We start from the raw sequence: 19,302 nt of genomic DNA, 5'->3' as shown, positions 1-19,302 counted from the left end.
GGAGCAACGCGACCGGTTGCCGGGGCTCGGCGCCCGTACCGCTTTCCCGATACCGAGCGGCACGTGCTGGGCAACGGGTTGACCGTGCACGTGGCGCGCCTCGAACGGCTACCGGTGGCCACGGCCCTCTTCATGGCCGACGCCGGGGGGGAGTGCGACGACGTGGGGGGCGCGGGGGCGGCGGCATTGACGGCGGATGCGCTCGCGGAGGGAACGAAGCGGCGGGACGCCGTCGCGCTCACCGATGCGTTCGAGCGCCTGGGAGGGGAACTGGCGACCGGGGTGACCTGGACGTATGCGGAGTGCAGTACCACGGTGCTGTCGCCCCGGCTCGGGGACGCATTGCAGCTGCTGGCCGAGGTGGCATCGGAGCCGGCATTTCCCGAGAGCGAGGTGGAGCGCCTGCGGCAGGAGCGACTGGCCGAGCTGCTGCAGCAGCGAACGGAGCCGCGCGGCCTGGCGGACGACATGTTCGCGCGCTTCACGTTCGCCCCCGAAAGCCGGTACGCATGCGCGGAGGGAGGAGACGAGGCAACGGTGGGTGGGCTCACGCGCGCGTCACTGGCGGCCCACCACGCGAGGTTCATCGTGCCCCGGCGGAGCCGGCTCATCGTGACGGGAGACGTGGACCCCGGGCTGGTCGTGCAGCTGGCGGAGCAGGCGTTCGGGGGGTGGCAGGTGGAGGGAGGGACGGCACCGGAGATCGTGGTGGGGGCGGCCCATGCGGAGCGTGGCGTGCACCTGGTGGCCAAGGCCGACGCGCCGCAGTCGGAGCTGCGCATCGGGCACCTGTCGGTGCCGCGAACGCACCCGGACTTCCACGCGCTGTCGGTCATGAACGCGATCCTGGGAGGGCTGTTCAACTCGCGCATCAACCTCAACCTGCGCGAGCGGAACGCGTACACCTACGGGGCGTTCACCTCCTTCGACTGGCGCCGGCGCGCGAGCGCGTTCGAGGCGTCGACCGCAGTGCGGAGTGACGTCACGGCGGCTGCGGTGCGCGAGATCCTCGACGAGATCGACCGGATACGCGCCGAGCGCGTCAGCGCGAGCGAATTGTCGCTGGCGGTGGACTATCTCACGGGGGTCTTCCCGATCCGGTTCGAGACGACGGCGGCGATTGCCGATGCCCTGGCCATGCGCGAAGGCTTCGGGCTGCCGGACGACTACTACGACACGTATCGCGAGCGGATCGCCGCGGTCTCGGCCGATGACGTGCTTCGCGTCGCGCAAGCGCACCTGGAACCGGCGCGACTGCAGGTCGTCGCGGTGGGCGACGCGAAGGGAGTACGGGATTCGTTGGCCGCCTTGGGAGTGGGGGCAGTGCGGGAATACGATGCCCTGGGGCGCCCCACCTCCGAATGATGGCCGGTCGCTAATTAGTACCAGTTTCTTACCAACTATGGACAGTTCGTCACCGCGGCTGGCGTCCGCCCGCGTGTATTCGGGTCGCGTGCTGAACCTCGAGATAGACCGAGTGCGCTTCCCCGATGGCACGGAAGGGGAGCTGGAAATGATCCGGCACTCGGGGGCGTCGGCAGTCATCCCGTTCGCCAGCGACCCGGGCGGGGACGATCCGCAGCTCCTTCTGGTGCGGCAGTACCGATACGCGGCCGAGCGCTACCTGTACGAGATCCCGGCGGGGCGCCTGGATGCGGGGGAGTCGCCGCTCGAGTGCGCGATTCGGGAACTCAAGGAGGAAACCGGTTGCACCGCTGAGCGTGTCGAACCGCTGACGACGATCTATACGACCCCAGGGTTCACGGACGAGCGGATCCACCTGTTCATGGCGACCGGGCTCTCGATGGGTGAGAGCCAGCGGGAGGCCGACGAGTTCATCGAGGTGGTGAACTTCCCGCTGTCCGAGGTGCTGGCCATGATCGAGCGGGGAGAGATCGTGGACGGCAAGACGCTCGTGGCCATCCTGTTCGCGGCGGGCTACCGACTGGGGCGCTGAGAGGAGGTAGGGGTGAGGGGAGACGGAAACTGTCCAGAATTGGGGAACAGTCCCCTGTCACCCGGAGTGGACGGATCGGGATGCCGTGCCGAGGGGCAAGGTGACATGGGACACGGTAAGTAGTTGATTCTGTGGTAGTTATTCCAATGCCGGCCTGGCGGGATGGTGCGGCACGGGGTCTGCCCTGCAGGACAGTGGAACACGGGCGTGGGGCTGCCACCTTCGGCGTAGTACGATCCACCCAGCGAGACCAGCGAGGACACCCACCATGGCTGACGCGGCACTTCAATCGGCGCACCTCCCTGCCGGCGCTTCCGTCCGGGAGCGGCTTCGGCAGGTGGACGACGGCGAGGTGGTCAGCGCGTTCCTGGCGGGCGAGGAGCGGGCATTTCCGGAACTGGTGGACCGCTACCAGACACGCCTCCTGAACTTCATCTATCGCACGATCGGTGACCGCGAACGAGCCGAGGACCTGGTGCAGGAGGTCTTCATCCGCGTGTACCGTCACCTCCATCGCTTCGATCGGTCGAAGAAGTTCTCGACCTGGATCTACACGATCGCCTCCAACCTGGCAAAGAATGAGCTACGGAACCGGTCGCGGAACCCGCTGGTGCTGTTCCAGGCCATCAGGAAGAACTGGCAGGACGAGGACCGGCCGCTGCAGTTCGAGGATCCCGGATCGCGTCCGGACGACTTGTATCGCAAGCGGCACCTCCGAGACCTGGTCGAACAGTCTGTGGAGCAGCTTCCCGAGCATCATCGGCAGGTATTCATTCTCCGGGAGCTCGAGGGGAAGTCGTACGAGGAGATCGCCGAGATCACCGAGTGCAACCTCGGGACGGTCAAGTCGCGGCTCAACCGGGCACGCAACGCGTTCGCGGCCATCATCGCGCCTGGGCTGCTCTAGCCAGGGGAGTGGGACGGAGCCGTCCCACGGCGGGCCGAACAGCGGGGAAGCGACCCCCCACGGAAACTCCGTGGGGGGTTTCTCGTCCTCCTCCCAGGAGCGGGCTCTGGCATTCGGTGTCCACCGTGTGCAAAATGGGAACCCGATCGGGAGGGATGGGTACCCTCCTTCGCCTCCAGCCCTCGAGGTTCCGCGCGTCATGGACTGCAGGACGTTCCGCCGCAAACATCTCGCTTTCGTGGACGACACCCTTCCGGGGGTGGACGTCGTGGCGATGGAGCACCATCGCAGCGAGTGTCGGGCGTGCGCGCGACTCGATTCGGATGTGCGGCGAAGCCTGCTCCTGGTTCGGAACAACCTGCCCAGCATCCAGCCATCGGAAGAGTTTTCGCGGCGGCTCGCGCGGCGCCTCGAGACGGAGCGCCAGCGGCTCGCGGCCCCGGCCCCTCTCTTCCGCGGTCCCGGCATGAGCGGATTCGTTTCCATGTCGCTCGGACTGGTGGCGATCGGACTCATGGCCGTGGCGCTGATGGAGCGTCCGGACACGGGGCAGATCGCCCGGCTCCCAGGCGTCGTCATCCGTCCGGTCACGGCCGAGCAGGAGGTGCGGGGTCCGCTCCCCGTGGCGCCTCCGGCGTTCGTCGCGTCCGTGTCGACCGGAATGGCGGTGTGGCCGGCGCTCCTGATGATGGAGGAGGCGCAGCTGCGCTACGCCGACGCGGCGGAATCGGCGCCCGTGCGCGCGGTGAACTACCAGCCCGAGTCGCCGACGCGCTGAGTACACGTGCGTGCCGGGTTCGTGGCCGGCGGCAACGGGAGGGAGGGGGAGGGCGCGCTATATTGGGCCACCATGAGTGCCCAAGCGCTCCGCGACCTGCGGAAGGCCATCCACAACCAGACCTTCGCGCCCGCCTACTACTTCCACGGGGACGATGAATACCGGAAGGAAGGGACGGTGCGGCAGCTGATGGCCGGAGCCGTGGATCCCGCGACGCGCGACTTCAACTTCGACCTGCTGCGGGGGGCCGACGTCTCGGCGGAGCAGCTCGAGTCGGCGGTGAACACGCCACCGATGATGGCGGAGCGGCGGGTCGTGGTGGTGCGCGATGTCGGTGCGCTCAAGAAGGACGTGCGCGCGGGGCTCGACCGATACCTGACGCGGCCATCGAGTACCACCGTCCTGGTGCTGATCGCGACGGCGGGAGCGAAGGCGGACAAGGAGCTGGAGCGCGCGGGGGTGGCGCTCGCGTTCCCGGCGATGCGCGATCGCGAGGTAGTGGAGTGGGTGCTGGAGCAAGCCCGCGAGGTGCACGGCGTGACGTCGAGCGAGCGCGCGGCCGAGCTCCTCGTGGAGCACGTCGGCCCCGACACGGCGCAACTGGCGTCCGAGCTGGACAAGCTGGCCAGCTACACGCAGGGCGGGGCGATCGACGAGGTCGCCGTCCGCGAGGTGGTGGGTGTGCGGCAGGGGGAATCGCTGGGCGATTTCCTGGACCGGGTGGCCGAGCGTGACGTGGATGCCGCGCTGTCGCTGGTGGAGCACGTGTTGCTGCTGCCGAAATCCGGCCTGGTGCCGATCATCATGGCGCTGACGGCGCAGACGATGGCGATCGGGTGGGGCCGCCTGGCGCGCGACCGAGGGCTGCCGGCGCAGCGGCTGGAGGCCGAGTTCTTCGGGCTGTTGAAGGAGACGGGGGCATATCCGATGCGTCCGTGGGGAGAGGCGACGAAGTGCTGGGCGCGCAACGTCTCGCGCTGGGATTCGGCGAGCATCGACCAGGCGCTCGCGGCGCTGCTGGCGGCGGACCGTGCGGCGAAGGACACGCGCCTCTCCTCGGACGAACAGATGCTGGCCTCGCTGGTCTGCACCCTGTGCGTCCCCGCGCGGCACCACGCCGCCTAACGATCAATGCGACCATGATGCCTCGATTCCGCTTGCTTGCCGTTGCCGTCCTCGTGGGTGTCGCGCTCATGGCGGGCGCGGCGCAACCGGTCGTCGCCCAGGGGGGCGACTCGACGCTGGCGCGCGTGCAGCGCCTGGTGAACGCGGGGAACCGGTCGGGCGCGCGGCAGCTGGCGGATTCGCTGCTGGCCGCGGCGACGGAAGGGACGTCCGAATACGCCGAGGCGCTGTTCGCGCGCGCCTATGCCTCCAGCAGCGCCGCGGAGGCGGAGCGCGACTACCTGCGCGTGAGCGTGGAGTACCCGCTATCGGCGCGGGCCGAGGACGCGACGATGATGGTGGCGCAGCTCAAGCTGGCGCGCGGGGACCGGATCGGGGCGCGGCGCAATTTCGAGCGCCTGGTGCGCGAGCATCCCACCGGGGGGGTGGCGGGAAAGGCGGCATTCTGGGCCGGGCGACTGGCCGTCGAGGACGGTGACCTTGGCCGGGGGTGCGCCTCGCTGGCGGAGGCGCGCAGCCGGGTTTCGGCGGAAGACGTGGAGCAGCTGAACCAGATCGAGTACTACCTGCAACGGTGCACGCCGAGCGCGCTGGCTGGGGCGGCGGCGCGCGCGAAGGAGGAATCGACCGCGGTGGCGATGCCCGGGCGTGGCGGGCGTGACGTGCAGCGGCCGTCGGCGCCCGGGGCGGGAGGGGTGGAGGGGCGCGACGCGGGACGTGCCGCTCCACGCGATGGCGTGGCGCCGGGTGCCGCACGGCCGGCCACGGAGTACAGCGTGCAGGTGGCGGCGTTTCCCAAGCAGCGAGATGCCGAAGCGCTGGCGGCGGTGCTCAAGCAGCGCGGCTACGACGTGCGCGTGTGGGGGGAGAAGGCGCCGTTCCGGGTGCGGGTGGGGCGATACGCGACGCGCGAAGCGGCGGTGGCGGCGCAGGGACGGATGAAGGCGTCGCGCGTGAACGGGATCGTCGTGGAGGCGGAGAAGAAATGAGCCGCGACGGGACGCCGCTCATGCAGCAGTACCGGGACATCAAGGCGCGCCACCAGGAGGCGATCCTGCTGTTCCGGATGGGCGACTTCTACGAGATGTTCTTCGAGGACGCCGAGGTGGCGTCGCGGGTGCTGGGGTTGACGCTGACGAGCCGCAACAACGGCGGGGCGTCGGACGTGCCGCTGGCGGGGGTCCCGGTGAAGGCGGTGAACGACTACCTGCGCCGCCTGGTGCAGCAGGGGTTCCGGGTGGCGATCTGCGAGCAGGTCGAGGACCCGAAGCTGGCGAAGGGGATCGTGCGGCGCGAGGTCGTGGAGACGATCACGCCGGGCGCGGCATTCGCCGACGACCTGCTGGACGTGACGCGGAACAACTTCCTGTGTGCCGTGCACCGGGAGGGTGAGACGTTCGGGATCGCGGCGGCGGACGTGTCGACCGGGGCGTTCCACCTGGTGCTGGCCCCGGCCGCGGATGCGGGGGCGGCGCTGGCGCGGTTCGCGCCGAGCGAGGTGCTGGTGGCGAGAGGGACCTCGCTGGTGGGGGCGGCGGCGGAGCTGCACGCGGACGGCGCGCTGGTGACCGAGCGCGACGGGTGGGAGTTCGATCCGGCGGTGGCGCGCGACGAGCTGGCGCGGCACTTCGGGGTGCACTCGCTGGAGGGGCTGGGGGTGGGGACCGATGCGGGGGCAGCGGTGGGGGCAGGCGGGGCGCTGCTGCGCTACGTGCGCGAATTGCAGCCGGCGGGGATTCCGCACCTCACGCGCCCCACGCTCGAGCGGGCCGGCGGCGTGATGCCGCTGGACGAGATGACCCGCCGCAACCTGGAGCTGGTGGAGTCGCTGCGCGGGGAGAGCGACCATCCCAACGGGCGGGCCTCGGCGGAGCGGGCGGGGACGCTGCTGGGGGTGTTCGACCGGACGCAGACGCCGATGGGGGCGCGGCTGTTGCGGCAGTGGCTGCTGGCGCCGTTGCTGGACCGGGGGGCGATCGAGTCGCGCCTGGACGCGGTGGGAGCGCTGGTGCACGACGGGGTGGCGCGCGGCGCGCTGCGGGACGCGCTGGACGGCGTGCGCGACGTGGAGCGCCTGGCGAGCAAGGTGGCGGCGGCGCGGGCGACGCCGCGCGAGCTGGGGGCGCTGGGGAGCTCGCTGGCACAGCTGCCCCGGGTTGCCGCGGCGACCGCACACCTGGGCGACTACGGTGCGTTAGGCGTCATTGCGGCGCGGTGGGATGCGTGTGCCGACCTGGCCGAGGCGATCACCGCGACGCTGGTGGAGCGCCCGCCGACGGCGATCGGGGAGGAGGATGCGATCCGGGCCGGGGTCGATGCGCCGCTGGACGAGCTGCGGGCGCTGCGGGACGGGGGGCGCGATGCGATCGCCAACATCCAGGCGGCGGAGCGGGCGCGGACGGGGATCGCCTCGCTGAAGGTCGGCTACAACCGGGTGTTCGGCTATTACATCGAGATCACGAATGCCAACCGGCACCTGATTCCCGACGACTACCAGCGGCGGCAGACGCTCACCGGCGCCGAGCGATACGTGACGCCGGCGCTGAAGGAGTACGAGGAGAAGGTGCTGACGGCGACGGAGCGGATCGAGGCGCGGGAGCGCGAGCTGTTCGAGGGATTGCGCGCGCGCGTCGGGGGGGCGATCCGCCGGCTGCAAGACACGGCCGCGCTGGTGGCGCAGCTGGACGTGCTGGGGACGCTGGCCGAGGTGGCGGCGACGGAGCGCTACGTGCGCCCGGAGATCACCGAGGAGTTCGACCTGGAGATCGTCGGCGGGCGGCACCCGGTGGTGGAGCGGATGATGCCGCGCGACAAGTTCATCCCCAACGATGTGCAGCTGACGGAGGGGGCGCGGATGATCATCCTGACCGGCCCCAACATGGCGGGGAAGTCGACGATCCTGCGGCAGATCGGGCTGATCGTGTTGATTGCGCAGGTGGGGTCGTTCGTGCCCGCCAGCCGGGCGCGCATCGGGATCGTGGACCGGATCTTCACGCGCGTCGGGGCGAGCGACAACCTGGTGCGGGGCCAATCGACGTTCATGGTGGAGATGGCGGAGACGAGCGCCATCCTGCACACGGCGACCCGACGCAGCCTGGTCCTGCTGGACGAGATCGGGCGCGGGACGTCGACGTACGACGGCGTGTCGATCGCGTGGGCGGTGAGCGAGCACCTGCACGACCGGACGGGGGCGAAGACGGTGTTCGCGACGCACTACCACGAGCTGACCCAGCTGAGCGACGAATTAGATGCGGTACGCAACTTTAACGTCGCGGTGCGCGAGGTGGGGGAGCAGGTGCTGTTCCTGCACCGGCTACAGCCCGGAGGGGCGGACCGGTCGTACGGGATCGAGGTGGGGCGCCTGGCGGGGCTGCCGGAGGCAGTGATTGGGCGAGCGAGGGAGGTGTTGGCGCTCCTGGAAGGAGAGCAACTCGCGGAAGGGCTGATGCGCGAGACGGGAGACGGGAGACGGGAGACGGGAGTGGCGACACGCGGGGGGCGCGCGACGCCGGGGGCGCCACAGCTGTCCCTGTTCGCGCCTGAGCCGCATGCTGCCGTGACTCGCCTCAAGGCGCTCGACGCGAACCAGATGACGCCGCTCGAGGCGCTGCGCGTGCTGGACGAACTGGCGCGCCTGGCGCGCGAGGGGTAGCGGGGGCGGGTAGATTGCGCGGCATGTCCTTCGTGAACGGGTCCGTCCGCATGGCGTGGATGCGGGTCGTGGCGCTGGGGTCTTCGGCCGCGGTGGTGGCGGGGTGCCAGGGGGGAGCGGGGAGGGAGCGAGCGGGGGCGGTCACGCCGGACTCGCTTCCCGTGTTCGCCGGCGACTCGCTGCCGTTCCGGTATCCGCCTGGCCCGTATCTCCAGGGGATCCAGGACAACGTGACGCTGCGCCTGTACCTGGACGAATTCGGGCGCCCCGTCCCGGAATCGACGCGCATCGAGGAGCACGCGGCATTGGCGGCGTTCGACTCGTCGGCCCTGGCCGGGGCGAGGGAGCTCGTCTTCCGGCCGGCGATGAAGGATGGGAAGGCGATCCCGTTCGCGATCCTCTTCCCGGTCAAGTTCCGCGTGCCGGGCGGGGCTCCCATGCCCGGCGACGCGCCGGCCATCGTTCCGAAGCGTTAGGCACCCCTCACGACCTTTTCAGCGCCAGCGACATGACCGAGACCCTTGCCCAGCTCACCTCCCGCGTTCCCCGCAACCGGCAGCCGTTCGAGTCGGTGCTGGAGACGGTCGGGTGGACGCCGCTCATCCGGCTGACGCGCGTCACGCGGGGGATCCGCACGCCGGTCTACGGGAAGGCGGAGTTCTTCAATCCCGGCGGATCGGTGAAGGATCGCATCGGCCTCCCGATCATCGAGGAGGCGGAGCGCGACGGGCGGCTCAAGCCGGGCGGGGTGATCGTGGAGGGGACGAGCGGGAACACGGGGATCGGCCTGGCCATCGCGGCGGCGCTCAAGGGGTACCGCTGCATCTTCACGATGCCCGACAAGATGTCGCAGGAGAAGGTGCGGCTCCTCAAGGCGTTCGGAGCCGAGGTGATCATCACGCCGACCGCGGTGCCGGCGGACCACCCGGACAACTACGTGATGATGGCCCGGCGGATCGCCGCCGAGACGCCTAACGCGGTACTGGCCAACCAGTTCTACAACGACGCGAACCCGGCGGCGCACGAGGCGACGACGGGGCCGGAGCTGTGGGAGCAGACGGAGGGGCGGATCACGCACTTCGTGGCCGCCGCGGGGACGGGGGGGACGCTCACGGGCGTGGGGCGCTACCTGAAGTCGAAGAACCCGAAGATCCAGGTGATTGCCGGCGACCCACAGGGGTCGATCCTGGCCGAGTACTGGCGGAGCCACGGGGCCAGCAAGGTCGACGGGGCGCCGTACAAGGTGGAGGGGATCGGGCAGGACAAGGTTCCCGGGACGCTCGACATGGGGGTCATCGACGAGTTCCAGACGGTGGGCGACAAGGACGCGTTCGCGATGGCGCGCCGGCTCACGCGCGAGGAGGGGCTCTTCGTGGGGGGATCGGCCGGGTTGATCGCGCACGTGGCGCTGAACGTGGCGCGCCGGATCAACGACCCCGAGGCCCTGGTGGTGACGTTCCTGTGCGACACGGGCGAGCGCTACCTCTCGAAGCTGTACAGCGACGAGTGGATGCGCGAGAACCAACTGCTGGAGGCGGACAAGGCGACGATCGCCCAGGTGATCAACGTGAAGCCGGGCGGGGTGCCGGTGATGGTGAGCACCGCGCCGGGGGCCCCGGTGCGCCAGGCGTTGCGGCTGATGACGCTGCACGATGTGTCGCAGCTCCCGGTGATGGACGGCGCCGTGTGCGTGGGGTCGGTCACCGAGCACACGCTCACCGCGAAGGCGCTGGAGAACCCCAAACTGCTCGATGCCTCCGTGGGTGACGTGATGGACGCGCCGTTCCCGATCATCGACGTGAACACGCCGGCCGACAACGTGGCCAAGCTCCTCTCGAAGGCCAATCCGGCCGTCCTCGTGCAGTCTCACGGCCAGGTGCAAGCGATCGTGACCCGGGGAGACCTGCTGCAGTTCCTGATGGCGAGATGAGGGGCATGCGACGGGAGACGGGAGACGGGAGACGGGAGTCGGGGCGATGAGAATCACGGTGCTCATGGGGGGGACTTCGTCCGAGCGTGACGTGTCGCTGGCGTCCGGGCTGCGCGTCGCGCAGGCGCTGCGCACGCGCGGATACGACGTGGTCGCGGTGGATACGGCCCGGGGGGTGCTGACGGCGGGGGACGAGCGGGCGCTGCTGGAAGGAGGGAGGGTGGTGAAGACCGTCCCGCCCGACGTGCAGGCGCTGGCGCGGATGAATCGTGCGCTCCCGAAGACGCTCGACCATCTCGGCGACTCCGAAGTGATCGTCCTGGCGCTTCATGGGGGGACCGGGGAGGATGGGACGATCCAGGCGCTGCTGGACCTGACCGGGATTCCCTATACCGGGAGCGGGCACCTGGCGAGCGCGCTGGCGATGGACAAGGATCTCTCGAAGCACCTGTTCGAGCGTGCCGGGGTCCCGACTGCTGGGTGGCTGATGGCGCCGGCGACGGCGGATGAGGTGGGGCGCGAGCTGGGGTTCCCGGTGGTCGTCAAGCCGAGCAAGCAGGGGTCGACGGTGGGGCTCACGCTGGTGCGAACGCCGGAGCTGCTGCAGGAGGCGATTGCCGAAGCGTTCCGGCACGACGACGAAGTGATGATCGAGGCGTTCGTTCCGGGGCGGGAGTTGACGGTCGGCATTCTCGGGGGGGACGCGCTGCCGGTGGGGGAGATCATCCCGGTGAAGGAGCTGTACGACTACGAGTGCAAGTACACGCCCGGGATGGCGGTGGAGATCTTTCCCGCGGAGTTGACGGCGGAGCAGACGGCCGAGGTGCAGCGCCTGGCGCAGCGCGCCTACGCGGCGCTCAAGCTGCGGGGGTGCGCGCGGATCGACTTCCGGATGACGCCCGCGGGCGATTTCTACTGCCTGGAGGCGAACACCTTGCCGGGGATGACGGAAACGAGCCTAATTCCGCAGGCGGCGGCGGCGGCCGGGATGTCGTTTCCCGAGCTGTGCGACCGCATCGTGCAGTTGGCATACTCGACCAGGGATTCGAGGTAAATGGGGACCAGGGGAGTTCAGGCCGCCGCGCTCGCGGGGGTACCGATCGCGATCCAGCGCCAAGGGGTATGGGCCGGGCGGCGCCAGCTGTTCATCCGCTTTGCCGGTCCGGCGGAGACGGCGACGATGTACACCGCGGAGGTGCTGGCACGCGAGGTGGCACGGGGACTGAGCCGGTCGCCAGTGCACTCGGTGTGCATCTCGGGGCGGGATGCCCTGGGGAACGGACCGTTCCTGGAGGGGGCGCTGGAGGTGATGGCGCTGAAGACGCCGGTGATGGTGGACACCGATGGGCAGCGCCCTGAAGCGATTGCCGGGCTTCATCCGTATGTACAGATGGTGCAGGTGTCGCTCGAGGCGTCGCTGACGGACGCCGTGCTGGAGCGGGCCATGGAGACCATTCGGGCCGCGGCGCGTGTGGGGAGCGCACATGCGGTGGCCATTGCCGGGACCGACGAGGCGAGTGACGCCGATTATTTGCGGATCGTCGAGAAGACGCACGCGGCGAGCCCTGCGGCGCGCATCGTGATGCATCCTGGCCCGGCGACCGAGCGGGGGATGATGGACCGGCGTTGGAGCGTGCTGGTCGAGCACGCCATGGGGCTGCACCCGGACGTTCGGGTGGCGTACAGGCTGAGCGGTCCGGCGACGATTCGCTGAAGGAAGGCCGGCGGAGACGCCGGTGGGAGCACGCGGGCGGAACAGTTGCCCGGGCTCCGCGATAGATATAGCAGGAGAGTCACCCGTTCGCCGCGCCGGAGCCGATGGACGTCCCGTACACCGACGAGATCGAGTATCCCCGCCTAACGAGGGCGGTGCAGTGGTTGATCGCGATCAACGTCGCGATCTACTTCCTGCAGTTGACGGTCGTTGGCGCGCACAACATGCTGCCGGCGCTCGGCTTCCAGGCCGACGGGGTGTCGCGCTCGTGGTGGACGATCGTGACGTACATGTTCGTGCACGGGGGGTTCTGGCACCTGGCCCTGAACATGTACACGCTGTACCTCTTCGGGCCGCGCGTGGAGCATGCGTGGAGCGCGGGGGAGTTCACGCGCTATTACCTCCTGTGCGGGCTGGGGGGGTGGTTCTTCCACCTCCTGTTCGCGCGCGAGTCGCTCCTGATCGGCGCGTCGGCCGCCGTGCTCGGGGTGACGCTGGCGTACGCGACGCGGTGGCCCGACGACGAGGTGTTCCTGTTCGGCGTCCTGCCGCTGAAGGTGAAGTGGATGGTGGCGCTGATGGTGGTGGTGAACCTGATGGGCGGGATGGCCGAGAGCCACGGCGGGGTCGCCTACCTCGCACACCTGGGGGGGCTGGCTGCGGGGTGGTTGTACCTCCGCACCGCGTCGGGGAGTGCGGGGCTGGATCGCTTCAAGCAGCGCGTCTCGCAGCTTCCCGACCTGCCCGACGAGACGCCGCGTGCCATTCCGCGCTCCATGCCGCGAGCCCGCGAGAAGGGGAACGAGATCGACGCGATCATCGCGCGCAGCAACGCGGTCGTTTCGCGGCGCCCTGCGTCGCAGGTCCCCCCGGTGAGCCCGAAGGGAGGGACGCGAATGAGCGACATCGACCTGGTGCTGGACAAGATCTCGCAGCAGGGGATGGAGAGCCTGACGAGCGACGAGAAGCGGTTGCTCGAGGAGATGTCGCGGGAGTTGCGCGACGGGGCGTAGCGGGCACCGAGACCGGCGCGCGCGCACGAGACCTTCATGGCATGGAAAAGAAGAGCCCCCCGGTTGTACCGGGGGGCGAGTGCCGTCGCGCCGTTCTCGCGTCGGCAGCGGCCGGCGCGAAGCGCGCCAACCTGAAAACCAAGGTACGGTCGGGTTCCGGACCTGTCCATAGTTCTTGACGGGTGCAATTCGCGCGGGGTCACGAACCGGGGGGACGCCGGCGGCACGACATCGCACGCCTACGCTCGTCGATACACCACCGATGAGAGAACGCACATCCGGTCACGTCCGTCGTGTGCGCCAGGGCGTGTCGGCATGCACTCGTCGTAGTACCCCGGCCCTACCCCGGAGATCGGCGGGGTGCCAGCTTTCGCCTCATGCCGCAGCCTGAATTGCTCGAGACGTTTCCGAACCCCTATCCGGGACGGAACTACGAGATCTTCATGACGACGCCCGAGTTCACGTCGCTCTGTCCGATCGGTGGGATCGAGACGGATGCGGCGGAACTCGCGCTCCTCAAGGGCGGAGCGCCGGACTTCGCGACGATCAACATCAGCTACGTCCCGGACCAGGTCTGCCTGGAGCTGAAGAGCCTGAAGCTCTACCTCTGGAGTTTCCGCAACGACGGGATCTTCTACGAGCGGGTGGTGAACCGGATCCTCGACGATCTCGTGGTCGCGGCGTCGCCGCGGTGGATGCGGGTGGTGGGAGACTTCAACGTGCGGGGCGGGCTGAAGTCGATCATCACCGCGGACCACGGGACGCGGCCGGCGCCGTAGCGCCGGGCGCACGCCCCAGCCGCGGTCGCGCCCCGGCGTTCCCGCTGGGCAAGGCCGCGGCTATCTCGCGACGTCCTTCACGTCCAGCACCGTGATCTCGCCGAGGGCCAGGGCCTCGACCGAGGGACGGACCCTGGTGATGTCGCCGACCACGACCACGGTGGCCTGATCAGGCGTGAGGTAGCGGCGGGCCACGCGCTGGACATCGGCGGCCGAGACCGCGCGCACCTTGCGGGCGTAGTCGGCGAGGGCCGAGAGGGGGAGGCCGAAGAGGGCGAGCTGGGACACGGTGCTGGCCACCTGCGTCGTGCTCTCGAGGGAGCCGGGGAGTGCGAGCTCGACGTAGGCCTTGGCGCGCTGCAGTTCGTCGTTGGGGACGAGGTGATCGCGGACGCCGCGCAGCTCCCGGAAGAACTCGACCAGCGAGGAATCCGTGACGTTGGTCCGCACGGCCGCCGAGGCGACGAAGGGTCCCGGGGCGCGGCGGAAGGTGAAGCGCGAGCTGGCGCCGTAGGTGTAGCCCTTGTCCTCGCGCAGGTTCATGTTGAGCCGCGACGTGAAGGAGCCGCCGAGGAGGGTGTTCATGACCATGAGCGGCGCGTAGTCGGGCGAGAGGCGGTCGACGCCGGGCCAGCCGATATGGATGACCGACTGCGCGGCGGCGGGCTTGTCGACGAGGAAGACGCGGGTCCTGGCCTGGTGGAGGGGGGCAACGGTGACGGGGGGCGCAGTCGCCACCGGCGCCTCCGCGCGCCAGTCGCCGAAGCGTGGTTGCAGCTGCGCACGCAGCTCGGCCTCGGCGATGTCGCCCACGACGACGAAGCGGGCATTGGCCGGCGCGATGGCGCGGCGGTAGAAGGCGCGCGCGGCGGCGCTGTCGAAGGCCGCGACCGAGGCGGAGTCGCCGCCGGCACTGTGGTGGTAGGGGTGGCCGGCGGGGAAGACGATCGCGTTGAAGGCGAGGTCGGCGAGGGCGTTGGGCTGGTCGCGCTGCTGGAGGAGGGCGGCGAGCCGGAGGTCGCGCTGGCGCCGCACCTCGGCGGCGCTGAAGGTGGGGCGGCGGATGACGTCGGCGAGCAGGTCGAGCGCGGGACCTAACGAGCGTACCGGAACCTTGAGCGAGACGAAGAGACGGTCCCAGTCGGCGCCGGTCTGGAGCGAGGCCCCCAGGTAGGCGAGCTCGGACTGGAGGGTGGCCGCGTCGCGCGCGCCGGCACCCTCGTCGAGGAGGTTGGCGGTGAAGGCGGCGATGCCAGGGGTGGCACCGTCGAGGCGCGAGCCGCCGTCGAACGAGGCGATGACCTGCACCAGCGGGAGCTCGCGCTGCTCGACGACCGTGACGCCGATGCCGTTGGCGAGGCGGCTGGCGTGGACCGCCGGGACGGTGAGCGGGGCCGGGGCGCCCAGCGTGGGCGGGCGCTCCCGCACGAAGTCCTGGCCGATGGCCGGGCGAGCGGCAACGGCGATGCCGAGGAGGGCCGCGACGACTCCGGCCGCTGGGGTGAGGACGAGGCGGCTCATTGCACGCCCTCCCGGGTAGCGGCGAGTTCCTTCCGTCCCTTGGGAACGATGCTGAGCATGACGCGCGGGGCGACGAGGTAGTGCGACACGACGCGCTTGATATCGTCGGTCGTGACCGCGCGATGACGGTCGAGGTCGCGCTGGAAGTAGTCGGGGGTTCCGGTGAAGTAATAGTACTCGTTGAGCTGCTCGGCCTTGGCGTTCACGAATTCCAGGCGATTGAGGAAGCCCGACTCGATGGCGTTGCGCGCCTGCTCCAGCTCGCGGGGGGTGGGTCCGTCGGCCGCGAGGCGCCGGAGCTCCCGGTCGATGGCATTCCTGATGGCATCGAGCGCGATGCCCGGGCGGGCGGTGGCGATGATGCCGAAGTCGCCGTCGAGCTTCTTGGAATCGTTGGACGCGTAGACGTCCTTGGCCAGCTCCTGGTCGTACACGAGGGCGCTGGTGAGGCGGCTGTTGCGGGCGCCGGTGAGGAGGTAACGGGTGACGTTGAGCGCGGCGTCGTCGGCGTGGTATTGCGGGACGGCGTGCCACGCCAGGTAGAGGCGCGGCAGTTGCACCTGGTCTTCCGCGACCATGGCCGTGTCGCGCGGGGCGAAGGCGCGGGGGGCGGGACGGGTGATGGCGGGGCCGCGCGGGATGTCGGCGAAGGCCTGGCGGACGGCGCGGCGGACCGAGTCGGCTCGGACGGCACCGGCCACTACGATGACGGCGTTGTTCGGGGCGTAGTAGCGGCGGAAGAAGTCCTTGACGTCGTCCAGCGACGCGGCCGAGAGGTCGGCCATGGAGCCGATGACCGGCCAGGAGTAGGGGTGCCCGGCAGGGTAGAGGGCGGGGGCGAGGAGGTCCTCGGCGATGCCGTAGGGCTGGTTATCGACGCCCTGGCGGCGCTCGTTCTTCACGACCTCGCGCTGGGCGTCGACCTTGGCGCTGTCCATCGTTGGGAGGAGCCATCCCATGCGATCGGCCTCGAGCCAGAGCATGAGCGGGGTGGCGTTGGAGGGGCCCCACTCGTAGTACGAGGTCCGGTCGTTGTTGGTGGTGCCGTTGTTGCTGGCGCCCGCCGACTCGAGGAGGCGGTCGAACTGGGGGTATGGGGCGTGCTGTGACCCCATGAACATCAGGTGCTCGAACAGGTGGGCGAAACCGGTGCGGCCCGGCTTTTCGTCACCAGAGCCCACGTGGAACCAGACGTTGGTGGCCACCGTCGGGACCGAATGGTCCTCGTGGACGATGAGGGTCAGCCCGTTGGGGAGGGTGTCCACCGTGACCGGGACGCGAAGGCGCGAGGACGGCGCCTGGGCCGCGAGGGGGACGGCGAGGGCCATCGCGGCGAGGAGGGACGAAACCGGGATGTGTCGCACAGGCATGGTTCGCATGAGGGCGCTCGGCGGCATGTGGACGCCGATATGATATGGTGATATAACGGGGGAGGGTGGGGGAAGTGCCAGTACGCGCCCAAACACGGTGGAGTTTGGGCGATCGCGAAACCATGACATTTGGGGGGCAATGAGTTCGCCGGCCGGTGAGACGTACCTGGATGCGCTGTTCGAGGCCTCACCGATCGGGATGGCGGTCTTCGACTCGTCGCTGCGCTACGTGCGGATCAACCGTGCGCTCGCGGAGATGAACGGGGTGGCGGCGGCCGAGCATATCGGGCGGACCATGCGCGAGGTCATTCCGGAGCTGGCGCCGACGGCCGATCCGATCCTGCGCCGGGCGCTGACGTCGAGCGAGGGGATCCATCGCATCCCGGTGAGCGGGGAGACGCGGGCGCAGCCCGGGGTGGAGCGGCACTGGATCGCGAGCTGGCTGCCGATCGAGGTGCGGGGAGAGCGGGGGGTGGCGTTCTTCGTGGAGGAGCGGACGGAGCAGGTGGCAGCCGAGCGGGCGCTGCGGGCGAGCGAGTTGCGCTTTCGCGGGATGAGCGAGGCGGCGCCGTTAGGCATCTTCCTGACCGACGTCGACGGGAACGTCGTGTACTCCAACCCGGCGGCGCAGCGAATGCTGGGACGCTCGGCGGAGGAGTTGCAGGGCGATGGATGGACGCGGGTGGTGCATGTGGACGATCAGGAGGCGCTGTTCCGGCGGGTGGAGGAGGGGCGGGCGTCGGGGGGGACATTCATGTTCGACGTGCGGGCGACGCGCGCTGACGGGACGCTGGTGTGGGGCGAGATCGTGTCGCAGGTCTTGTTCGACGGCGAGCGGCCGGTGGGACGCGTGTCGCTGATGACCGACGTGACCGAGCGTCGCCGGATGCTGATGGCGTTGCACGAGAGCGAGGATCTGTTCCGCGAGCTGTCCGAGAACGTCGACGCCGTGTTCTACATCGCGCGCCCCGAATCGAGCCAGGTGGACTTCGTGAGCCGAGGCTTCGAGACGATCTGGGGGCGATCGCCCGATGAGCTGCGCCGCAACCCCCGCATCTGGCTGGACGCGATCCATCCCGACGACCGCTCGCGGGTGGTGGAGGCCTTCGAGCGCGACCGGACGACCTTCCGCGCCGAATACCGCGTGGTGCGCCCCGATGGCGCGATGCGCTGGATCTCGGACCGGAGCTTTCCCGTGCGCAACGCGGCGGGGGAGGTGGTGCGGATCGCGGGAGTGGCAACCGACGAGACGACGCGCCACACGCTGGAGGCGCAGCTGCTGCAATCGCAGCGCATGGAGAGCATCGGGCGGCTGGCGGGCGGGGTGGCGCACGACTTCAACAACCTCCTGACGGTGATCCTGAGCCATGCGGCGTTCGCGCGCCAGGACCCGTTGCACGCCGATGAAGACCTGACGGCGGTGACGCGGGCCGGGGCGCGGGCGGCGGAACTGACCCGCCAGCTGCTGGCCTTTGCGCGGCGGCAGGTGATCGAGCCGCGCGTGGTGGACCTGAATGCGCTGACGACGCAGACCGACCGCATGCTGCGCCGGCTGATCGGGGAGCACGTGGAGCTCGTGACCGAGCTGGAGCCGGAGCTCTGGCCCGTGAAGGTGGACCCGGCCCAGATGGAGCAGGTGCTGGTGAACCTCGCCGTGAATGCACGCGATGCGCTTCCCGGGGGCGGGACGGTGACGATCGAGACGGCGAAGGTGACGTTGGATGAAGGGTACGCCGCGACGCATGCCGACGTGGCGCCCGGGGACTACGTGATGCTGGCGGTGAGCGACAACGGATCGGGGATCGACCCGGCGCTGTTGCCGATGATCTTCGAGCCGTTCTTCACGACGAAGCCGAGCGGGATGGGGACGGGGCTCGGGCTGGCGACGTGCTACGGGATCGTGCGGCAGGCGGGCGGGCACATCTGGGCGTACTCGGAGCCGGGCCAGGGGGCCACGTTCAAGGTGTACCTGCCGCGGGCACATGGCGTCCCCGGCGAGGCGGCACCGGCAGCGACGATGGGACAGGTGCGCGGGGACGAGACCGTGCTGCTGGTGGAGGATGATGCGTCGGTGCGGGCGATTGCCGCGCGTGCGTTGCGTGCGCACGGCTTCACCGTGCTGGAAGCGGGAGATGGTGTGCAGGCGCTGGAGGTGGCGCGGGGGTACGGGGGGGAGATCCACGTGGTGGTGACCGACGTCGTGATGCCGCGGATGGGAGGGAAGGAGCTGGCGGCCAGGCTGGCAGAGGAGCGCCCGCGGACGCGCGTGCTGTTCGCCTCGGGGTACACGCGCAACGCCATCGTGCACCAGGGGGTGCTGGAAGTGGGGCGCAACTTCCTGCAGAAGCCGTACGTGCCGGCGACTCTCGCGCAGAAGGTTCGGGAGGTGCTGGACGCGCCCGAGGCGGAGGGGTCAGGAGCCTAACGACGGCGGCGCGGGTCCGCGTCGAGATTGCGCACCGGAGCTCGGGAGCGATCGGTTACGGGATCGGCTTCAGGGGGATCGCCTGCAGGGGGATGGGCTGCAGGATCGTCGCCGGGTTCACCCCCGAGATC

At 69.9% G+C, this 19,302-nt stretch carries 16 protein-coding genes; 14 read left to right on the top strand and 2 right to left on the bottom strand.

What is annotated here, in order from left to right; translation table 11 throughout:
- The first annotated feature begins 63 nt into the window (after positions 1 to 63).
- From ABS52_01790 to ABS52_01730, 13 genes are all read left to right on the top strand, one after another.
- Positions 64 to 1,365, top strand: a complete 1,302-nt coding sequence (locus ABS52_01790) for a hypothetical protein (protein ID ODT04909.1) — start codon at positions 64 to 66, stop codon at positions 1,363 to 1,365.
- Positions 1,366 to 1,402: 37 nt separating this feature from the next.
- The gene (locus ABS52_01785; protein ODT04908.1) at positions 1,403 to 1,957 is read left to right on the top strand and encodes an ADP-ribose pyrophosphatase; all 555 of its coding nucleotides are present in this window, start codon (positions 1,403 to 1,405) and stop codon (positions 1,955 to 1,957) included.
- Between the two features lie 268 nt (positions 1,958 to 2,225).
- A complete protein-coding gene (locus ABS52_01780; GenBank protein ID ODT04907.1) occupies positions 2,226 to 2,864 on the top strand; it encodes a hypothetical protein in 639 nt (212 codons plus the stop codon).
- Between the two features lie 238 nt (positions 2,865 to 3,102).
- On the top strand, positions 3,103 to 3,642 hold the full coding sequence (locus ABS52_01775) for a hypothetical protein (GenBank protein ID ODT04906.1): 540 nt from the start codon (positions 3,103 to 3,105) through the stop codon (positions 3,640 to 3,642).
- 6 nt (positions 3,643 to 3,648) lie between these two features.
- Entirely contained in the window at positions 3,649 to 4,767 is a 1,119-nt protein-coding gene (locus tag ABS52_01770; protein ID ODT04905.1) for a DNA polymerase III subunit delta, read from the top strand.
- On the top strand, positions 4,737 to 5,756 hold the full coding sequence (locus ABS52_01765) for a hypothetical protein (protein ODT04904.1): 1,020 nt from the start codon (positions 4,737 to 4,739) through the stop codon (positions 5,754 to 5,756). Before ABS52_01770 ends, ABS52_01765 begins: the two co-directional genes overlap by 31 nt.
- A complete protein-coding gene (locus tag ABS52_01760) occupies positions 5,753 to 8,419 on the top strand; it encodes a DNA mismatch repair protein MutS (protein ID ODT04903.1) in 2,667 nt (888 codons plus the stop codon). Before ABS52_01765 ends, ABS52_01760 begins: the two co-directional genes overlap by 4 nt.
- Positions 8,420 to 8,469: 50 nt before the next feature.
- A complete protein-coding gene (locus ABS52_01755; GenBank protein ODT04902.1) occupies positions 8,470 to 8,895 on the top strand; it encodes a hypothetical protein in 426 nt (141 codons plus the stop codon).
- A gap of 32 nt (positions 8,896 to 8,927) precedes the next feature.
- Entirely contained in the window at positions 8,928 to 10,349 is a 1,422-nt protein-coding gene (locus ABS52_01750; protein ID ODT04901.1) for a cystathionine beta-synthase, read from the top strand.
- A 46-nt stretch (positions 10,350 to 10,395) separates the two neighbouring features.
- Positions 10,396 to 11,403, top strand: a complete 1,008-nt coding sequence (locus ABS52_01745) for a D-alanine--D-alanine ligase (GenBank protein ODT04900.1) — start codon at positions 10,396 to 10,398, stop codon at positions 11,401 to 11,403.
- Positions 11,404 to 12,063 (top strand): hypothetical protein, encoded by a 660-nt coding sequence (locus tag ABS52_01740; GenBank protein ID ODT04899.1) that lies wholly within the window; start codon positions 11,404 to 11,406, stop codon positions 12,061 to 12,063.
- Positions 12,064 to 12,167: 104 nt separating this feature from the next.
- Positions 12,168 to 13,076 (top strand): hypothetical protein, encoded by a 909-nt coding sequence (locus ABS52_01735; protein ODT04898.1) that lies wholly within the window; start codon positions 12,168 to 12,170, stop codon positions 13,074 to 13,076.
- Positions 13,077 to 13,453: 377 nt separating this feature from the next.
- A complete protein-coding gene (locus ABS52_01730; GenBank protein ID ODT04897.1) occupies positions 13,454 to 13,855 on the top strand; it encodes an NADPH-dependent 7-cyano-7-deazaguanine reductase QueF in 402 nt (133 codons plus the stop codon).
- A 60-nt stretch (positions 13,856 to 13,915) separates the two neighbouring features.
- Here ABS52_01730 and ABS52_01725 read toward each other — a convergent pair whose 3' ends face one another.
- Both ABS52_01725 and ABS52_01720 read right to left on the bottom strand, forming a co-directional pair.
- A complete protein-coding gene (locus tag ABS52_01725) occupies positions 13,916 to 15,376 on the bottom strand; it encodes a hypothetical protein (GenBank protein ID ODT04896.1) in 1,461 nt (486 codons plus the stop codon).
- On the bottom strand, positions 15,373 to 16,746 hold the full coding sequence (locus ABS52_01720) for a hypothetical protein (GenBank protein ID ODT05112.1): 1,374 nt from the start codon (positions 16,744 to 16,746) through the stop codon (positions 15,373 to 15,375). The genes ABS52_01725 and ABS52_01720 overlap by 4 nt, the downstream gene beginning before the upstream one ends.
- A gap of 139 nt (positions 16,747 to 16,885) precedes the next feature.
- On the opposite strand from ABS52_01720, the gene ABS52_01715 reads away from it, so the two are divergent.
- The gene (locus ABS52_01715) at positions 16,886 to 19,171 is read left to right on the top strand and encodes a hypothetical protein (GenBank protein ODT04895.1); all 2,286 of its coding nucleotides are present in this window, start codon (positions 16,886 to 16,888) and stop codon (positions 19,169 to 19,171) included.
- Positions 19,172 to 19,302 lie beyond the last annotated feature (131 nt).

Source organism: Gemmatimonadetes bacterium SCN 70-22, assembly GCA_001724275.1.
In the GTDB taxonomy this organism is placed as follows: Bacteria; Gemmatimonadota; Gemmatimonadetes; order Gemmatimonadales; family Gemmatimonadaceae; genus SCN-70-22.
The sequence above is the reverse complement of the archived record's forward strand: the minus strand, read 5'-3'. Positions and strand labels throughout refer to the sequence as shown.